This is a genomic window from Streptomyces beigongshangae (genome assembly GCF_019710745.1).
Taxonomy (GTDB): Bacteria; Actinomycetota; Actinomycetes; order Streptomycetales; family Streptomycetaceae; genus Streptomyces; species Streptomyces beigongshangae.
On record NZ_JAHKJW010000016.1, the window covers coordinates 75,168 to 93,063 of the forward strand.

Here is a 17,896-nt window from a genome sequence, read left to right on the forward strand (position 1 = left end):
GCTTACGGGCTCACGGGCTCACGGGCCGACGATCGCGCGCTCAAGCAGCGGGTCGGTGGTAGGCGGATCGCGGCGGATCGGCGGACGCCTCCGCCGCCCCCGGCCCGGCGCCGGACGAACCGGCGTCCTCGGGCCAGGCGGCCGGCCGGAGGGCTATGCCGCCGCGTCGAAGCCGGTGGAGCGGGCCAGCTTCTTCAGCTCCATCAGGGCGTGCTTCTCGATCTGGCGGATGCGCTCGCGGGTGAGGCCGTGCTCCTTGCCGACCTCGGTCAGCGTGCGCTCGCGGCCGTCCTCGATGCCGTACCGCATCTTTATGATCGAGGCGGTGCGCTGGTCGAGGCGGCCGATCAGGTCGTCCAGCTCCTCGCTGCGCAGCAGCGTGAGCACGGACTGCTCGGGCGACACGGCGGAGGTGTCCTCCAGCAGGTCGCCGAACTGGGTGTCGCCCTCGTCGTCCACCGCCATGTTCAGCGAGACCGGGTCGCGGGCCCAGTCGAGCACGTCGACGACGCGCTCCGGGTTGGAGCCCAGCTCCGCGGCGATCTCCGCGGGCTCCGGGTCGCGGCCGTGCTCGCGGTTGAACTCGCGCTGCACGCGGCGGATACGGCCCAGCTCCTCCACCAGGTGGACGGGGAGGCGGATGGTGCGCGACTGGTCGGCGATCGACCGGGTGATGGCCTGCCGGATCCACCAGGTCGCGTACGTCGAGAACTTGAAGCCCTTGCGGTAGTCGAACTTCTCGACCGCGCGGACCAGGCCGGCGTTCCCCTCCTGGATCAGGTCCAGCAGGGGCAGACCACTGCGGGGGTAGCGCCGAGCGACCGCGACGACCAGGCGGAGGTTCGACCGGATGAAGACGTCCTTGGCCCGCTCGGCCTCGGTGACCAGCGCTTCGAGCTCCTCGCGGGACGCCTTCACCTTGGTCTCGGTGACCTCACCGTCGAGAAGCTGCCGCGCGTAGACGCCGGCCTCGATGGTCTGGGACAGCTCCACCTCTCTGGCGGCGTCGAGCAGCGGTGTGCGCGCGATCTCGTCGAGATACATGCCGACCAGGTCGCGGTCGGCGATTTCGCCGCCTACGACGCGAACACTGCGTGCCGCGTCGGTCTCGCCGGAGGCGGACTTACGACGGGCGACGGCACGGGTTGCCATGCGTGCTCCCTTGCGATGGTGGGCTTGCGGGTCCTGGTGTTGTTGGTTCTGGTGGCTCGGGCTCTCTCCCGAGTGCCCTGCATCCGTTGGAAACAACGACTGGAATCCGGACAGAATTCCCAACCCGCCCTTCGATTTTTCCGAACGTGCAGTACCCTGTGCCGCCACCAAAGGAGGCAAGGCACTGTCGGAATACGAAGAGGTGCAGGTCAGACCGGGAGTCGCGGAGGACCTCGACGCCCTCACCGACATCTACAACCACTATGTGCGCGAGACGCCGATCACCTTCGACACCGTGGTCTTCACACCGGAGGAGCGCCGCCCCTGGCTGCTCTCCCACCCTGAAGACGGCCCGCACCGGCTGATGGTTGCCACGGGCGCGGACTCGCGGCGGATCCTGGGGTACGCCACGTCGAGCGCGTTCCGGCCCAAGCCCGCGTACGGGACGTCCGTGGAGGTGACGGTCTACCTCGCCCCGGGGGCGGGCGGCCGCGGGGTCGGCACGCGTCTCTACCAAGCTCTGTTCGATGCGCTCGCCGACGAGGACCTGCACCGGGCGTACGCGGGGATCGCGCAGCCCAACGAGGCGTCGACGCGGCTGCACGAGCGGTTCGGCTTCCGGTACGTCGGTACGTACCGGGAGGTGGGCCGGAAGTTCGGGCGGTACTGGGACGTGGCCTGGTACGAGAAGGAACTCTGAGCCCCGCGCTCTGAGCTCTGGGCGCGGGGCTCTGGGCGCGGGGCAGAACAGAGCTCGACGCAGAGCGGGGTGGGGTGGGGTGGGACCCGCCTTCGGGGCGGGCCGTCCTCAGCCGAACTGCACCGACCGTTTGGCCAGGCCCAGCCAGAAGCCGTCGATCACGGAGCGCTGGGTGTCCAGGTCCCCGGAGGCGTCCGCGGCGCCCATGGTCACGAACAGCGGGGCGAAGTGCTCCGTGCGCGGGTGGGCCAGCCGCCCGGCCGGGGACCTGTGCAGGAAGTCGAGGAGGCCGTCCACGTCCCCCGAGTCGAGGGTCTCCCGGCCCCACGCGTCGAACTCGGCCGACCAGCCGGGGACACCGCCCTGCCGGAGCGCCGCCAGGTTGTGGGTGAAGAAGCCCGAGCCCACGATCAGGACGCCCTCGTCGCGCAGGGGTGCCAGCCTGCGGCCGATGTCCATGAGGCGGACGGGGTCGAGCGTGGGCATGGAGATCTGCAGGACCGGGATGTCGGCGCCGGGAAACATCTCCACGAGCGGGACGTACGCGCCGTGGTCGAGGCCGCGGTCCGGGATGTCCTGGACGGGCGTGCCGGGGGCGCGCAGCAGCTTGCGGACGGACTCGGCCAGGGCGGGGGCACCAGGAGCGTCGTACCGCACCTTGTAGTAGTGCTCGGGGAAGCCCCAGAAGTCGTACACCAGCGGGACGGGCGCGGTGGCGCCGAGGGCGAGCGGGGCCTCCTCCCAGTGCGCGGAGACCATGAGGATCGCCTTGGGGCGCGGGAGGTCCGCGGACCAGGCGGCGAGCTGGCCGGGCCAGACGGGGTCGTCGGCGAGCGGCGGGGCACCGTGGGAGAGGTAGAGGGCGGGCATGCGTTCCGCGCGCTCCACGACGGCACGCTCTTCGGTGGCTGTGGACATGGCTGCGGCTCCCTCTGCTGCTCATCCCTGCCGGCTGCTGCTTGCCCCTGCCGACTACTGCTTGAAGTATCAAGTTTTACGGGACGGAGCCTACCCTTTACTTGTTTAATCTTCAAGGATGGCCTCGTACAGTGGAGGTATGAACACCGCATCCGCTGACGAGCCGCGCTGGCTCAGCGACGAGGAACAGCGCACCTGGCGTGCGTTCATGCACGCGACCACGCTCCTCGAGGACCATCTCGACCGCCAGCTGCAGCGTGACGCGGGCATGCCGCACATCTACTACGGGCTGCTCGTGCAACTGGTCGAGGCTCCGCAGCGGCGGTTGCGGATGACCGAACTGGCGATGAAGGCGAAGATCACCCGGTCCAGGCTCTCCCACGCGATCGCCCGGCTGGAGAAGAACGGGTGGGTGCGGCGGGAGGACTGCCCGTCGGACAAGCGGGGGCAGTTCGCCGTCCTGACGGACGAGGGGTACGGGGTGCTGGAGCGGGTCGCTCCGGGGCATGTGGCGGCGGTCCGGCAGGCGCTGTTCGACCGGCTCACGCCCGAGCAGCAGAAGGCGCTGGGAGAGGCGATGCTGCTGATCGCGGAGGGCCTCCAGCCGGAGGGGACAGGAGCGGACCTGCCCTGGCTGCGGTAGGCCCCGCCGGTTTGGCGGGCCAGGTGCGGGTGCGTTGCGGCTGGTCGCGGACACATGGATCCGCCCCGGCTCCACCAGCGTGGAGCCGGGGCGGATCCCGGATCGTACGTACGAAGGCGTCCCCACCCCTGCGCACGTACGAGGTCAGTGGGTGACCCATGGGGGACACGGGGAACCGCAGCTCACCCCCGTGACCCCCGCAACTCCGCGGAGCGGCTAGTGGGCGATGACCGGAACCCTCAGGTCGTCCTCGGCCCCGTCGGGGGAACCGGCCGGCGCGGTCATGTCCGTGCGGCCGGCGTTGACGAGGGTGAAGACGATCGCCGCGGCCAGGACGAGGATGCCGACGGCGAACCAGATCGCGTTGGTGTAGCCGTGCACCTGGGCCTGCAGCTGGACGAGCTGCTGCTGGGACTGGGTGGTGGCACCGGCGATGTGGTCCTTGACGTACGCCGTGGTGGCCGAAGCGGCGATCGTGTTCAGCAGCGCCGTACCGATCGCGCCGCCCACCTGCTGCGAGGTGTTGACCATCGCGGAGGCGACACCGGCGTCACGCGGCTCGACACCGAGCGTGGCCAGGGACATGGCCGGCATGAACGCCGTACCCATGCCGAGGCCGAGCAGCAGCATGGCCGGCAGGAACAGCGTGGCGTACGAGGAGCCGATCTCCATCTGGGTCAGCAGCAGCATGCCGAGTGCGGCGACCAGGAAGCCCGGACCCATCAGCAGCCGCGCCGGGAGGCGGTTCATCAGGCGGGCGCCGATCTGCGTGGAGCCCGTGATCATGCCCACGATCATCGGCATGAAGGCGAAACCGGTCTTGACCGGCGAGTAGCCCTTCACGATCTGCAGGTAGTAGGTCAGGAAGAGGAACAGACCGAACATCGCGATGATGGCGAGGCCGAGCGAGAGGTAGATACCGCCGCGGTTGCGCTCGGTGATGACGCGCAGGGGCAGCAGCGGGGCCTTGACCTTGGACTCGACGAGCACGAAGGCCGCGAGAAGCAGCGCCGACGCGACGAACAGGCCGATCGTCATGGAGTCGCCCCAGCCCTCGGACTCGGCACGGGTGAAGCCGTAGACGAGGGAGACCAGGCCCAGGGTGGACAGGAAGACACCCGGGATGTCGAGCGGCGAGCGGTTGCGGGTGCCGGCCGGCTCACGGATGACGAAGTACGCACCGGCCGCGGCGACGACCGCGAACGGGATGTTGACGAAGAACGTCCAGCGCCAGTTCAGGTACTCGGTGAGGAAGCCGCCCAGGATGAGGCCGACGGCGCCACCGCCACCGGCGATCGCCCCGTAGATGCCGAACGCCTTGGCGCGTTCCTTGGCGTCGGTGAACATCACCGCGAGCAGCGAGAGCGCGGCGGGCGCGAGCAGCGCGCCGAAGGCGCCCTGCAGGGCGCGGGAACCGAGCAGCATCGCCTCGTTCGTCGCGGCGCCGCCCAGCGCGGACGCGCCGGCGAAGCCGATCAGACCGGCGACGAAGGTGCGCTTGCGGCCCCACAGGTCGGCTATCCGGCCGCCGAACAGGAGGAGTCCGCCGAAGGCGAGGGCGTAGGCCGTGATGACCCACTGCCGGTTGCCGTCGGAGATCCCGAGGTCCTGCTGGGCCGAGGGCAGGGCGATGTTCACGATCGTCGCGTCGAGCACGACCATCAGCTGGGCGAGCGCGATGAAGACCAGCGCTTTCCAGCGGTTCGAGTCGGGAGCCGGTGCCTTGGCGGCGGCGGCCTGAGCTGTTTCAGACATGGGGGTACCCACTTCGGGACTTCGTGATGAAAAAAGGTGACGGAAGGGACGGCTCGTCGCCGGTGACGACCGGTTTCTGGGGCGTGAAGAACCAGAAAGAACCAGAAAGAACTGGAAAGGACCAGAAAGAACTGGAAGTAACTGGAAGTAACTGGAAGTAACTGGAAGTAACTGGAAAGAAACGGAAAAGGTCGGGAAGCGCTAGTCGGTCAGGCTCGTCGCAGGTCCTCCATGGTCGCGGCCGCACCGGGCAGTTCGGAGCGGGCGGGTGCCCGCAGTCCGTCCAGGAACAGCTGCAGATGACGGTGTACGAAGCGGTCCATGTTCGGGCACGCGGTGCCCGGCAGGGGCCGGGTGAGCTGGCTGATGGCGACCATGAGGTCCCCGACGGCGACGTCGGGGCGGAGCTGGCCCGCCTGCCGGGCCCGTTCCATGAGCCTGTCGATCAGCTCCTCGACCCGCTCGCGCGAGGCGACCAGGTCCGGGTGGTTCTGGTCGAAGGCCTCGGAGAGCATCGGGCACAGGGCGCCGATCCGCTCGTCGGCCGACGTGTGCACGAACCGCGAGAGCGACTCGAAGGCGTCACCGGTCTCGGCCAGCATCTGCTCGACCTGTTCCGAGACGCGGTCCATGACCGAGCAGACGACCTCGCGCTGGAGGGCCGCCCGGTCCGGGAAGTTGCGGTACAGCGTGGCGTTGCCGATGCCGGCCCGGCGGGCGATCTCGTCGAGCGGCACCTCGGCGCCGAACTCCACGAACATCTCCCGTCCGGCGGCGACGATCCGCTCCCGGTTGCGCAGAGCATCGGCCCGCGGGCGGGGCGTCCTGCGCTGGGCGGCGGTGGCGGTCTCCACGGCGTACTCCTTCGGTGTTCTCTCGGTCCTGCGGCTCTCTCGGCCCTTGCGGTTCGTGCGGTCGTGCAGTTCGCGCGGCCCTGCGGTTCGTGCGGTCCTGCGGTTCGTGCGGGTCCTGTCGTCACTGCGGTTCCCGCGGGTCCCCGATCCGGGGAATCGCTCCCCGTTTCATGCGGACACAGGGCTAAACGGGGAAACGGTCCCCGGTTATTTCCCGATCCCGAAGAAGTTTCCTGTGACCTGAGTCACATGCCCAATGAGCCGGAATCCCGGCCTTCCCACGATCGGTCTCTTCCAGCGCGCGCCCGCGCACCCGGCGGCACAGGGTGATCGGAGGGTGCAGCCAGAAACGGCCGGCTGCCTGGAGCGAAGGGCTTCCGCATGCAGCCGACCAGCCGCCGGATACGCCCGCGCCGCCGTACCGCAGCCCTCGCCTCGGTCACCCTCCTCACTCTGGCGGTCACCACCTCCGCCGGGAGCGGGCAGCCGACGACCGGCTCGGCCTCGGCGGCGGGCCCCGTCGCGCCGGTCCCCTCCTCCGCCCTCGGCCCCTGCATGATCAGCGGCTCGGCGGGCGTGCAGATGTCGGAGGGCATACCCACCCCCGCCGGTTACGCCCGCTCCACCGGCACCGTGCGCGCCCTGAACCTGATGGTCGACTTCTCCGACGCGCCCGGCGAGGGCGACGCGCTCGACCGCTTCGGCGAGTTCTTCCCGCAGACCACGGACTGGTTCCGCACCAGTTCGTACGGCCGCCTCGACTACCGGCCGCAGACCCCGGCGGCCGACTGGTTGCGGATGCCCAAGCCTTTCAGGGGCTACGGGATAGAACGGGGCGCCCTCTTCGACCCCGGCTACCGCGAGCTGGTCCAGGACATCGTGACCACCGCCGACCCCAAGGTGGACTTCCGGGACTACGACCTGCTGAACGTCCTGATCACTCCGAACGCCGGTCCCTCCGCCCTGGACACCGTCCTGTCCGTCACCTTCGCCGGCAACACCGAGGCGCCGATCGCGGACGGGGTGCCCGTCGCCAACGCGTCCTTCGTCTACAGCCGCCAGGACGACGGGTCCGGCTCGTACGCCGAGACCGGCTACCGCGTGCTCCCCCACGAGAACGGCCACGTCTTCGGGCTCCCCGACCTCTACACCCAGGACGGGGGCGGCGCCGTCGGGCACTGGGACATCATGAGCGAGGACTGGGGGGCCGACAACGATCTGCTGGGCTGGCACAAGTGGAAGCTCGGCTGGCTCGACGACTCCCAGGTGGGTTGCGCGGCCGGGTCCGGTACGACCGAGCACGTGCTGACCCCGCTGGCCGAGCCCGGCACCGGCGGGAAGCTGGTCTTCGTCCCGCTCGACGGGAGGACGGGGTACGCGGTCGAGGTGCGCACCCCGGCGGGCAACGACGAGTCGGTCTGCAAGACGGGCGTACTCATCTACAAGGTGGACGCGGACGTCGACACCGGCCACGGCCCGATCTCCGTGGTCGACTCCACGAAGGACAGCGGCGGCTGCACCCGCAGCCCGAACGTCCACGCGGAGCTCTCGGACGCCCCCTTCACCCCCGGCCAGTACTTCAAGGACCTCAAGACGGGCATCCGCATCACGGTCGCGGGCACCGACCCGACGGGCAACCACCGCGTGTACGTGACCCGCGGGACACGGGGTTAGACCACCTCCCGCCGGGCCTTCTCGTCGGGCTCTCTCGCCGGACCCTCTGACCGGGCTCGTTCGCAGGGCCCGTGCGCCGGGCCGCGGCCGGGTACGCGCTTCCGGCCCCGTTCATTACCGTGTTCCGGACACCGTAATGGGGAGACCATGCCACCGACCCACCTCACACCGGCCGCGCCCGACGCGGTCACCCCCGCAGAGGCCGTGGCCCCGCTCGTGCGCGGTATCACCGTGCTGCGCCGCCTCACCGAAGCGGGCGGCGCCCAGAGCCTCAGCGGCCTGGAGAAGGCCACCGGCCTCGCCAGGTCCACGGTGGACCGCATCGCGGCGACGCTGGCCCGCATGGGGTACCTGCGCCTGGACGGCCGCGACGCCGTACTCGCCCCGCAGCTGATGGAGCTGGGCAACGCCTATCTCGCCGCGCTGGAGCTGCCCCGCCTGCTGGCCGCCCGCGCCGACGCGCTCGCGGACGAACTGGACGAGTCGGTTTCCCTCGCGGTCGCCGACCGGGACGGTATCCGCTTCGTCCACCAGGCCACCCGCCGGCGCGCGATGTCCCTGAGCTTCCGCATCGGCGACCTGCTGCCGGCCGAACGGACCGCGCCGGGCCCGCTGTTCGCCACCGGCTGGACCGGCGAGGACTGGGCCCGGTGGCGGGACCGGCGGGCCGCGGACCCGCAGGACCGGGGCTTCCCGGCGGTGCCCCCGCGGGAGCACCCCGCGCCGGACGAGGAGTTCGAGGACCGGACGCGCCGGGCGGACGCGCGGGGCTGGTCCCTGGACGACCAGTTGATCGAGCCGGGCCTCGTCGCCGTCTCGGTGCCCGTACGGGACCTCGGGGAACGCATCGCCTGTGTGGCGAGCGTGGTGAGCCACACCAGCAGACACACCGCGCACTCCCTGCGGGACGTCATGCTGCCCCGTCTGCGGACGACCGTGAGCGCCATGGAACGGGACCTCCGCGAGGCCCCCGCCCGACCGCCCGCCTCCCCCATGTCCCCCGCCTCCCCCGCCGGGCTCGCCACCTGGACCGGCGCCTCGAAACAGGAGCTGGGCCGGGAGTTCGTCGAGTCGCTGGCCCGCGGCCTGACCGTGATCACGGCGTTCGGCGAGGGCCGGGCCGAGCTGACGCTCACCGAGGTGGCGCGGGCGACGGGCCTCGCGCGGGCGACGGCCCGGCGCGCACTCATCACCCTGGAGCACCTGGGCCACGTCACGTCCCACGGACGGGTCTTCACCCTCACACCCCGCGTCCTGGCGCTGGGCTTCCCGGCGCTGTCCCGTACGACGCTGCCGCAGATCGCGGGCCCGCACCTCGCCGATCTCGCGGACCGGCTGCACGACTCGGCGTCCCTCGCGGTCCTGGCGGGCGACGAGGTCCAGTACACGGCCCGCGTCGCCACCAGCCGCATCATGAGCGTCAACATCACGGTCGGCACACGGCTGCCCGCGTACGCGACCTCGCTGGGGCGGGTGATGCTGGCGGACCTGGGCCCGGCCGAGCGGGGCCCGCTCCTGACCGGCCTCCACGCCCTGACTCCGCACACCGTCACGGACCCGGGGGCCCTGGCCGCCGTCCTCGACCGCGTACGGGAGGCCGGGTACGCGCTGGTCGACGGCGAGCTGGAGGAAGGGCTGCGATCGGTCGCGGCCCCCGTCCGGGACCGTACGGGACGGGTCGTGGCGGCCGTGAACGTGGCCATGCACAGTTCACGGCGGACGGTCGAGGAGTGCGTACGGACGGTGGTGCCGGAGCTGACGGCGACGGCCGGGGCGATCGAGGCGGATCTCCGGGTGGCGGGCCGCTTCACGCACGTGGCCGTCGCGTAGCGGGTGGGACGGGCGTGACTGGCGGGACGGGCATAGCGGGCGGGGCGGGCGGGGCGGGATGTGAGAGCCCGCGCCCTCAGAGGGCCGTCGGCGCCTCGGCGACCCGCGCCGCCTGCTCACCCCCGGTTGCCTGCTCGCCCCCGGTTGCCTGGTCGGCCCCGGTTGCCGGTCGGGCCGCCCCGTCGCCGTCCCGCATCAGGAAGAACGCCAGGACCGCCGCCCCGACCACTCCCGCCGCGCCCACCAGGAAACTCGCGGACATCGCGGTGGTGAAGGCGTCGTGGGTGGCGGTCAGCAGGGCGGCGTCCTTCGTGGCGGTGGCTGCCGCGAGGGCGTCGCCGACGGAGTGGCGGGCGGCCTCGGGGGCGTCGGCGGGCATGTTCCCGGTGAAGGTGCCGGAGAGGACCGCACCGAGGATCGCCACACCGAGCGCGGCACCCGCCTGCTGGACGGTGTCGTTGAGGGCGGAGCCGACGCCGGCGTGCTCGTCGGGGATGGCGCCCATCATGGCCGACATCGCGGCGGGCATCGCCAGCCCCCCGCCGGCGCCCATCAGGCACATCGCCCCGGCCAGCACTCCCCAGCCGCTGCCGGTGTCCAGCCTGGACAGCAGGGCGAAACCGGCGGCGATGACCAGGAGCCCGAAGACCGCCATGGCACGGTTGCCGGTCCGGCCGAGCAGGGCGGCGCCGATGCTGTTGAAGACCAGGGTGGCGACGGCGAGCGGCATGAAGGCGAGGCCCGCCTCGGTGGCGGAGTAACCGAGGACGAACTGCAGGTACTGCGTGAGGACCAGCATCAGGCCGCCGTTGGCGAGGGTCAGCAGGACGAGCGAGAAACTGGCACCGGTGAACACCCGGTCCTTGAAGAGCCGTACGGGGACCATCGGGGACGTGCAGCGCGTCTCCCACACGGCGAACGCCACCAGGCTGAACACTGCCAGGGCGAGGGAGACCTGTGTGCCCGGGCGGCCGAGACCCCCGTGCGGCAGCTCGACGACAGTCCACACGACAGCGGTCATACCGACCATCGAGAGGACCATGCCGACCGGATCGGCCTTGCGCCAGGGGCCCTTGGACTCAGGCATCAGGACGAGCGCGGCCACGACGGCCAGGAGCGCGATGGGGATGTTGATGAGGAACACGACACCCCACCAGTAGTGCGCGAGCAGCGCCCCGCCGAGCACGGGACCGCCGACCAGGCCGGTCATCGCGACGGCGCTCCATGCGGCGATCGCCTTCGGCCGTTCCTCGTCGTCGAAGACGGTGATGAGGATCGAGAGCGTGCTGGGCATCACCAGCGCACCGCCGACACCCATCAACACCCGTCCGAGGATGAGCAGTTCGGGCGTAGTGGCCTCCATCGCCACCACCGATGCCGCTCCGAAGAGCGCCAGCCCGATGACCATGACCCTCCGGCGCCCGAACTTGTCGGACAGGCTCCCCGCGGTCAGCAGCAGACCGGCGAAGACCAGCATGTACGAGTCGAGGATCCACTGCAGGTCCGAGGTGCTCGCCCGCAGGTCCTCGGCGATGGTCGGGATCGCGACGGTGAGCACCATGTTGTCGACGACCAGCACCAAGGTGCTGAGGCACAGCACTATCAGGATGAGCCAGCGGCGCGGATGACGGTCCATTTTCCAGCCTCTCGACGGGCGGAGCACACAGGGAACGGACAGAACACGCACTCGCCCCCGCTACGGCAGGACGCCGTACGCTCGCATGGAACAACGTACGTCGATGCGCACACCGTGCGCAAGTGGGTACGGCGTTCCCGCTGACGGTGCGCTGCACAGACGTCACGTCACGTCACGGCGTGACACGGCGCGGCGTGACACGATCCACCGCCGGACACAGCGAAGCGGCCGGGCAGCTCACCACCCGACCGCTGGACGGCCTCAGCCGCCGACCACGCTTTTACCTACGTGGCGTCACGCACTCCCACGCGCTTTCATACGCCCTCACGCGTTCTCACGCGCCCTCACGCACTCTGCCGCATGGCGATCCGCCGCGGGGCCGGCAGCGGATCGTCCGCACCCGGCAGCCCCGGCACACCCGGCGCGCCCTCGCGCCGTCGCCCGGAGGCGACCAGCTCCTTCAGGGCCGTCTCCGCCGCCAGGCGAGGCAGCAGCAGCGTCCAGAAGCGGGTCAGCATGGACTGCGACAGCCACTGCGCGTTGCGGCTGCCCAGCGCCCCGAACCCCACGGTGGCCGCGACCACCGCGTGGGCGGCGTCCTGCGGCGCCACGTCCCGCGCCAACGCGCCCTCCCTGGCCGCCTGGACCAGCAGACTCTCCACCCATGCCTGCCAGCGCCGCCGGAGGTCCCTCCCGGGCGCCATGGGCACAGGGCTCTCGCTCAGGTCGAACCCGGCCCGCAGGATCACATCGTGCCGGAGCCCGCGCAACAGGGCGTGCGTGGTGTCCACCAGCACCTGGAGGGCCCCGCCGCTCCCGGCGGCCCGCCCTCTCGCCGCTCCCTCCTCGGTGATCCGGCGCAGCCGCTGCGCCGCCGCCTCCCACACCGCCGTGGTCAGGGCCGCCTTGCTGGCGAAGTGGAAGTGCAGTGCTCCGTTGCTGACTCCGGCGCGCGCGCTGATCGTGGACAAGGACACGACGTCGAAGCCGTCCTTGCTGAAGAGCTCGGCCGCCGACTCGATCAGTGCATTGCGCGTACGGACCGCACGCTCCTGTTGGGCCATCAGAACGCTCCGTTGCTGCGAGGGCATGCCGGAAGAACAAGGACCAGATTAACAAACCGCCTGCGCGGTTTCTACAGAACCACCGGCAGTGAGCTGAGGCCGTTGACGATGAAGGACTCCACGGGCTTGATCCCGTCCACCGGTACGGCCAGGGAAAGTTCGGGAAAACGGTCGAACAGCCCGGCCAGCGCGACGCCCGCCTCGATCCGTGCGAGCGGCGCTCCCAGGCACCGGTGCGCCCCGTACCCGAAGGCCAGGTCGTCGCGTCGGCCCGGCCGCAGCAGATCGAACACGGCGACGTCGTCCCCGTACGCCTCGGGGTCCGAGGTCGCGGCGGCGAAGGAGACGAGGATGGGGTCACCCTTCCGGATCACCACGCCACCGCTCCGCCCGCCCTCCGCGCCGGACGCACCACCGACCGCACCGGCCACGCCTTCGGCCGCACCCGCCACACCTTCGGCCCCACCGGGTGTGCCCTCGGCCGGCCGGTCGTCCCCCAGCACGATGTCGTCCACCGCGAACCGCATCGGGGAGTACGCCGCCGGGCTGTGCACCCGCAGCGTCTCGTCGACCACGTCCGCCCAGGACGCCCGGCCCTCCCGTACGTGGGCCAGTTGCTCCGGGTGCGAGAGCAGGGCCCCGACGGCGTTGGTGATGAGCGTGCAGGTCGTCTCCTGCCCCGCGGCGATCATCAGGTAGAGGGTGCCGAGGAGTTCCTGCTCGGAGAGTCCGCCGTCCTGGTCGCGGGCCTCGATCAACGCGGACGTCAGATCACTGCCGGGGCGGGCCCGCTTCTCGGCGACGAGGCGCGCCAGCATCCCGAAGACCTCGACCTGCGCGGCGGCCATCTCACTGGCGGGCACCGCCGTGCCGAACACCAGCTCCAGAGCGGTGCAGAGGGGTTCGCGCGCCTCCTCCGTCACTCCGAACAGTTCACAGATCACCCGCATCGGCAGCAACTTGGCGAACTCGGCCCGCAGATCGACCCGTTCACCGGCCGGGCGGGCGGCCAGTCCGTCCAGCAGCGCGGTGGTGATCTCCTCGACCCGCGGCCGCAGGGCCTCGCTCCGGCGTACGGTGAACGCGCCCGCGACCAGCCGCCGCAGCCGGGCGTGGTGCTCCCCGTAGGCGAACAGCATGTTCTCGTTGGCGACCCACGGATACAGCGGCCACTCGGCGTCTATCCGCCCGTCGACGAAGGCGGGCCAGTGCTGCCGCGCGTCCTTGGAGACGCGGGGATCGAGCAGGAGCCGCTTGACGTACTTCTGCCGTACGACGGCCCAGGCCATCACCTTGCCCGGCAGCTCCACCCGGGCCGCGGGCCCCCGCGAGCGCAGTTCCTCGGCCTCCGAGGCGAGGTCGCGGCCCGTCACGTCCAACGCGTACGGGCAAGCGGGCATGTCCATCCGTGCACTCCGTTCGGTAGGTCGTACGCGCGCCCCGCCGACACGGGGGCGTCTCACTGGGTGACGGTCACGGACGCCACGGACTCCATGGCCTTCGCGGACTCCACGGCCTTCGCGGGTCTCATCGAGTCCGCCGACGACCGTGTCCGCTCCCGCCCCCCGGCCCTCTCCGGAGGCACCTCGTCCCCGGTCCCGCCCTCCACCCCGGTCCCGCCCTCCGCGTCGCGCAGGCGCATGGCCTCCGCGTAGACACGGGAGGCCCGTTCCGCCGAGAAGTCCAGCCGTACGAGGACGCCCGGCACCGCGATCGCGGGCATCAGGTGCCGGTAGAGATCGGCCACCCGCTCCGCCAGGTCCGCGCGGCCCGTCATGATGCGCGACAGCACCTGCACGCCGGTGAAGGCGCCGACGAACAGCTTGGCCAGCGCGTCCACGTCGGCGTGCGGCAGCACCTCGCCCTTGGCCTTGGCCTCCTGGAAGAGGGCGTGGGTGTGGTCCTGCCAGGCCCGCATCGGCACCCGCCGGTTGAGACGGTCCCGGGGGGAGCCCTGGTCGACGGTCAGCCGCACACTGCCCTGGACGATGGGGTCCCCGGTGTCCTGCTTGAGGAGGTAGGAGAGCAGCAGCGCCTCGTCCAGCGACTCCTGGAGCTTCAGCTCCTGCTCGGGCACGCGGGGCAGGGACTCGACCTGTTCCGCGAGAACCGCCTGGGCGAGCTCCTCCTTGGACGTGAAGTGGAAGTAGAGGGCACCTTTGGTCATGCCCGACTTCTTGAGGACGTCCGCGATGGTCGCCGCTTCGTACCCGACCTCGTCGAACACCTCGGCCGCCGCGACGAGGATCGCGCGCCGCGTCCGGATGGCTCGCTCTTGCCGCGCCACGGGGAACCTCCGTACCATCCCGCCCACCGGGAAAAGAGACCAAGAGGTCTGTACCGTACGCCGTCGACCTCGCGGCTCAGAATAAAACCAGCCGAACGGTTTCTCAAGGATTCACCCACGGCACACCGGTCGCACCCCGCCGGACCGCGTCAATGCGCCGATATCACCCTTGAAGCCCTTCCCGGCCCCCTTCGTGCACCTTGGAGAACCCCAGTAAGCCCCTTACGCCCCGCAGGCACCTTGATAACAAAACCGGTTGGTACGTATCTTCGTTGGGCAATGGTCCGCATCCGACGGTCCCACACTCCGGGGAGTTCGATAGCCGTGCCCGCACACACGAAGAGCCACCCCGTCGCCGAAGAACTGGCCCGGCTCCTCTTCGAGGGTGCCGACCGCGAGCGTGTCCACGGGGCCTGGCGCAGGCTCGTCTGCGGCAAGGAGTTCGCCTACCGCCCGGACCTGCCGCCGCAGGAGCGTACGGCCCTGTCGTACGAGCGGCTGCGGCTGCTGAACGAGGCGGCGGGCGACCCGGTGGAACTGGCGACCGATCCGTACCGCCTGGCGGGTCTGCACGAGTGGACGGGACCGGTGGACGGCGGGCTGACCACCCTCGCGAGCATCCACTACAACCTCTTCCTCGGCAGCATCCTCGACCATGACGGCGGCCGGGAAAGAGACGTGTCGTCCTTCACCTCTCTGAGGAGTACAGGAACGTTTCTGTGCACGGAGTTGGAGCACGGCAACGACGTGGCGTCGATGGAGACGGTCGCGGTGTTCGACCGCGCGACGGGCGGGTTCCGCCTGACCACCCCCACCGAGGGCGCGCAGAAGTTCATGCCCAACACCAGCCTGACCGGCGGCCCCAAGACGGCCGTGGTCGCGGCACGCCTCGTCGTCGACGGCGAGGACCAGGGGTCCTTCCTCTTCCTGACCCCGCTCAGCGACGAGACCGGCCACCTCCCCGGCGTCCGGGTCCGCCGGCTGCCCCTGCGCACCGGCACCCCGGTCGACCACTGCCTCACCTCCTTCGACCAGGTGTGGCTGCCGCGCGAGGCGCTGCTGGAGGCCGAGCACGGACGGCTGTCCGACGACGGCACGCTGACCAGCAGCCTGGGCAACAGGCGCAAGCGGCTCCTGCGCTCCATCAACCGCGTCACCATGGGCAAGCTCTGCATGAGCGCCGGCACGCTCGGCATGTCCCGCGCGGCGCTGACGATCGCGGTGCGCTACGCCCACAGCCGCTTCGTGGCCGGCCCGAGGGCGGGCGAGCGCATCCCGCTGGCCGCCCACCGCAGTCACCACGGGCGGCTGCTGGACTCGCTGGCCACGGCGTACGCGATGACGTTCCTACACCGGTCGACGGTGCACCGTTTCGCGACCCGTGCCGACGGGGGCCCGCAGGAGCGGGAGGAGATGGAGCGTGAGGTGGCCGTGGCGAAGGGCTGGATCACGTGGCAGGCGCGCGCGATCACCACCGAGTGCCGCGAACGGTGCGGCGCGCAGGGCCTGTTCCCGGCCAACGGCCTGGCCGACCTCCCGCTCAACATCGAAGGCGGCATCACCGCCGAGGGCGACAACCTGGTGATCTGGGTGAAGGCGGCCGCGGAGATGATCTTCGGCCACCAGGTGACCCGGTCCGCGGCCGGCACTGGCACCGGTGCCGGCAACGGGCCCGCCGCCAACTCCGCCCCCGACAACGGATCCCGCGCCGGAACGGGCGACGGAACGGGCGGCCCCGAGGGCCGGGTCCTCACCGACCCCCCTTTCCTCCGGGACCTGTTGGCCGACGTGGAGGCGATCTGGCAGGACCGGGCCCGCACCGCCCTGCGCGAGGGCCCCTCGGGCGACCCGGTCGGCCGCTGGAACGCCACCTCGGACGCCGCCCTCGAAATGGTCTCCGCACACGCCCGCCTCCAGGCCGCCGACGCGTTCCTGGCCGCGACCGCCCGCACCACGGATCCCCGGGCCGCGCACCTGATGCGGAACCTGTGCCGGCTCTTCCTGCTCAAGCAGCTCGGCGGGCACACCGGCGACCTGCTCGCCGAGGGCCGACTCACCCCCGACCACGTACGGGCCCTGCCCAAGGCCGTCGACACGGTGGTGGCGGACCTCGCACCGCATCTGATGACGCTGGTCGACGCGTTCGACCTGCCGGCGGAGGTGCTGTCGAACATCCCGATCGCGAGCGGGAGGTACGTGGGCGGGACGGTGACGGCGGCGGAGGAGCCCGCGCACGGGGAGGCAGTCGGCCCGGCTTCCCGGCCGGCCTCCGAACCGGCGGTCTGCTGACACCGGGCGCTCGCCCACCCTCCCCCTTGGAGAACAGCGTACGCTGCGTGCGTAAGGTGTACGCACACAGGTACGGACACGAGTCCTGTCGTCGACGGATCACAGAGCAGGAGTGCCGTCTGCCATGCCCACGCAGAAGCAGCCGAAGCAGGAGCAGCAGGAACCGGAGCAGGAACCGGGGCAGGAGCGGCAGAAGTCGCCCGTCCGGTCGGTGTGGACCAGGCCGCAGGGCAAGCGGGAGCAACCCGCGCTGAGCCGGGAGCAGATCGTCTCGCAGGCCGTCCGGCTGCTCGACGCCGAGGGCATCGACGCGCTGAGCATGCGCAAGCTCGGCTCCCGGCTCGGCGCGGGCGCCACCTCGCTGTACCGGCACGTGGCCAACAAGGACGAGCTGATCGAGCTGGCCGTGGACGAGATCTACGGGGAGATCGAGGTACCGGACTCGGGGGACCCGGCGCGCTGGCGCGACGACGTGGCCCGGTGCGCCAGGAGCCTGCGCGCGACGATGCTGCGCCACCCCTGGATCGCCTCGGTGCTCGGCGAGATGGGCATGTCCTACCTCGGGCCGAACGCGATGCGCATGTCGGAGACGCTGCTCACCGTTCTGACGCGGGCGGGATTCCCCGCGGCCGAGGCGGATCCCGCGGGGACGACGGTCGTCGCGTACGTCACCGGCACGGCGACGAGCGAGGCCGCGTGGCTGACCGTGCTGGCCCGCAGCGGGCAGAGCGAGCAGGAGTACGTGAGCGGACTGTGGCCCGCGGCGGAGGAGGCGGTCCGGGCGTACCCGCACTTGCGCGACGGGTACGCCGGGCAGCGCGAGAAGGACCCCGCGAAGACCCGGGAGGAGGGCTTCGAATACGGCCTGGCCCGAGTCCTGGACGGCCTGGCGACACGCGTCACGGGCTGAACGCCACCGGGTCCCGCCGGACGGTCGCGGGTGTGCGGCGCGCGGCCCCTCCGGACCGCGCACGACGAAAAGCCGGGGCGCGGCCCCGCTTTTCAGGGGAGCGGGGAACTGCGCAACCAGCCCTTCCCACACCCACACCCACACCCACACCCACACCCACACCCACACCCACAGGCTTACCCCC

Annotated in this window: 13 protein-coding genes and 1 pseudogene; 6 read left to right on the forward strand and 8 right to left on the reverse strand. The window is 71.1% G+C overall.

Going from position 1 to position 17,896, the window contains the following annotated elements; genetic code table 11:
- Positions 1–153 precede the first annotated feature (153 nt).
- Entirely contained in the window at positions 154–1,152 is a 999-nt protein-coding gene (locus tag KM933_RS14855) for a sigma-70 family RNA polymerase sigma factor (protein WP_221352226.1), read from the reverse strand.
- A 202-nt stretch (positions 1,153–1,354) separates the two neighbouring features.
- Between KM933_RS14855 and KM933_RS14860 the strand changes: the two genes are divergently transcribed.
- Positions 1,355–1,852, forward strand: coding sequence for a GNAT family N-acetyltransferase (locus tag KM933_RS14860; protein WP_308013398.1), 498 nt, complete (start codon positions 1,355–1,357; stop codon positions 1,850–1,852).
- Positions 1,853–1,960: 108 nt separating this feature from the next.
- Here the strand turns inward: KM933_RS14860 and KM933_RS14865 are convergent, their stop codons facing one another.
- Positions 1,961–2,770 (reverse strand): dioxygenase family protein, encoded by an 810-nt coding sequence (locus tag KM933_RS14865; RefSeq protein WP_221352228.1) that lies wholly within the window; start codon positions 2,768–2,770, stop codon positions 1,961–1,963.
- 139 nt (positions 2,771–2,909) lie between these two features.
- Between KM933_RS14865 and KM933_RS14870 the strand changes: the two genes are divergently transcribed.
- Positions 2,910–3,413 (forward strand): MarR family winged helix-turn-helix transcriptional regulator, encoded by a 504-nt coding sequence (locus tag KM933_RS14870; RefSeq protein ID WP_221352230.1) that lies wholly within the window; start codon positions 2,910–2,912, stop codon positions 3,411–3,413.
- 216 nt (positions 3,414–3,629) lie between these two features.
- Here KM933_RS14870 and KM933_RS14875 read toward each other — a convergent pair whose 3' ends face one another.
- Entirely contained in the window at positions 3,630–5,168 is a 1,539-nt protein-coding gene (locus tag KM933_RS14875; RefSeq protein ID WP_221352232.1) for an MFS transporter, read from the reverse strand.
- A gap of 209 nt (positions 5,169–5,377) precedes the next feature.
- Complete coding sequence (locus tag KM933_RS14880; RefSeq protein WP_221352234.1) at positions 5,378–6,022, reverse strand: TetR/AcrR family transcriptional regulator; 645 nt, start codon at positions 6,020–6,022, stop codon at positions 5,378–5,380.
- Positions 6,023–6,403: 381 nt separating this feature from the next.
- Here KM933_RS14880 and KM933_RS14885 point away from each other — a divergent pair, with 381 nt between their 5' ends.
- Together KM933_RS14885 and KM933_RS14890 are read left to right on the forward strand one after the other, a co-directional pair.
- Positions 6,404–7,696, forward strand: a complete 1,293-nt coding sequence (locus tag KM933_RS14885) for a M6 family metalloprotease domain-containing protein (RefSeq protein ID WP_221352235.1) — start codon at positions 6,404–6,406, stop codon at positions 7,694–7,696.
- A gap of 147 nt (positions 7,697–7,843) precedes the next feature.
- Positions 7,844–9,526 (forward strand): IclR family transcriptional regulator domain-containing protein, encoded by a 1,683-nt coding sequence (locus tag KM933_RS14890; RefSeq protein ID WP_221352237.1) that lies wholly within the window; start codon positions 7,844–7,846, stop codon positions 9,524–9,526.
- A gap of 76 nt (positions 9,527–9,602) precedes the next feature.
- On the opposite strand, the gene KM933_RS14895 is transcribed toward KM933_RS14890, so the two are convergent.
- The 4 genes and pseudogenes from KM933_RS14895 to KM933_RS14910 form a co-directional block, all read right to left on the reverse strand.
- Positions 9,603–11,162 (reverse strand): MFS transporter, encoded by a 1,560-nt coding sequence (locus KM933_RS14895; protein ID WP_221352239.1) that lies wholly within the window; start codon positions 11,160–11,162, stop codon positions 9,603–9,605.
- A 344-nt stretch (positions 11,163–11,506) separates the two neighbouring features.
- Entirely contained in the window at positions 11,507–12,226 is a 720-nt protein-coding gene (locus tag KM933_RS14900) for a ScbR family autoregulator-binding transcription factor (RefSeq protein ID WP_221352241.1), read from the reverse strand.
- A 71-nt stretch (positions 12,227–12,297) separates the two neighbouring features.
- Positions 12,298–13,632, reverse strand: coding sequence for a cytochrome P450 family protein (locus KM933_RS14905; protein WP_221352243.1), 1,335 nt, complete (start codon positions 13,630–13,632; stop codon positions 12,298–12,300).
- Between the two features lie 215 nt (positions 13,633–13,847).
- Positions 13,848–14,513 (reverse strand): annotated as a pseudogene (locus KM933_RS14910) (ScbR family autoregulator-binding transcription factor); the annotation flags it as partial.
- Between the two features lie 324 nt (positions 14,514–14,837).
- Here KM933_RS14910 and KM933_RS14915 point away from each other — a divergent pair.
- Both KM933_RS14915 and KM933_RS14920 read left to right on the forward strand, forming a co-directional pair.
- Positions 14,838–16,802, forward strand: a complete 1,965-nt coding sequence (locus KM933_RS14915; RefSeq protein WP_308013399.1) for an acyl-CoA dehydrogenase family protein — start codon at positions 14,838–14,840, stop codon at positions 16,800–16,802.
- A gap of 124 nt (positions 16,803–16,926) precedes the next feature.
- Entirely contained in the window at positions 16,927–17,712 is a 786-nt protein-coding gene (locus KM933_RS14920) for a TetR/AcrR family transcriptional regulator (protein WP_221352249.1), read from the forward strand.
- Positions 17,713–17,896: the final 184 nt, after the last annotated feature.

What these genes read in the sequence shown, in the direction of transcription:
- KM933_RS14865 (WP_221352228.1), bottom strand. Translation starts at nt 2,770, where the DNA reads ATGTCCACAGCCACCGAAGAGCGTGCCGTCGTGGAGCGCGCGGAACGC.
- KM933_RS14920 (WP_221352249.1), top strand. Translation starts at nt 16,927, where the DNA reads ATGCCCACGCAGAAGCAGCCGAAGCAGGAGCAGCAGGAACCGGAGCAG.
- KM933_RS14875 (WP_221352232.1), bottom strand. Translation starts at nt 5,168, where the DNA reads ATGTCTGAAACAGCTCAGGCCGCCGCCGCCAAGGCACCGGCTCCCGAC.
- KM933_RS14890 (WP_221352237.1), top strand. Translation starts at nt 7,844, where the DNA reads ATGCCACCGACCCACCTCACACCGGCCGCGCCCGACGCGGTCACCCCC.
- KM933_RS14895 (WP_221352239.1), bottom strand. Translation starts at nt 11,162, where the DNA reads ATGGACCGTCATCCGCGCCGCTGGCTCATCCTGATAGTGCTGTGCCTC.
- KM933_RS14885 (WP_221352235.1), top strand. Translation starts at nt 6,404, where the DNA reads ATGCAGCCGACCAGCCGCCGGATACGCCCGCGCCGCCGTACCGCAGCC.
- KM933_RS14870 (WP_221352230.1), top strand. Translation starts at nt 2,910, where the DNA reads ATGAACACCGCATCCGCTGACGAGCCGCGCTGGCTCAGCGACGAGGAA.
- KM933_RS14900 (WP_221352241.1), bottom strand. Translation starts at nt 12,226, where the DNA reads ATGGCCCAACAGGAGCGTGCGGTCCGTACGCGCAATGCACTGATCGAG.
- KM933_RS14855 (WP_221352226.1), bottom strand. Translation starts at nt 1,152, where the DNA reads ATGGCAACCCGTGCCGTCGCCCGTCGTAAGTCCGCCTCCGGCGAGACC.
- KM933_RS14905 (WP_221352243.1), bottom strand. Translation starts at nt 13,632, where the DNA reads ATGGACATGCCCGCTTGCCCGTACGCGTTGGACGTGACGGGCCGCGAC.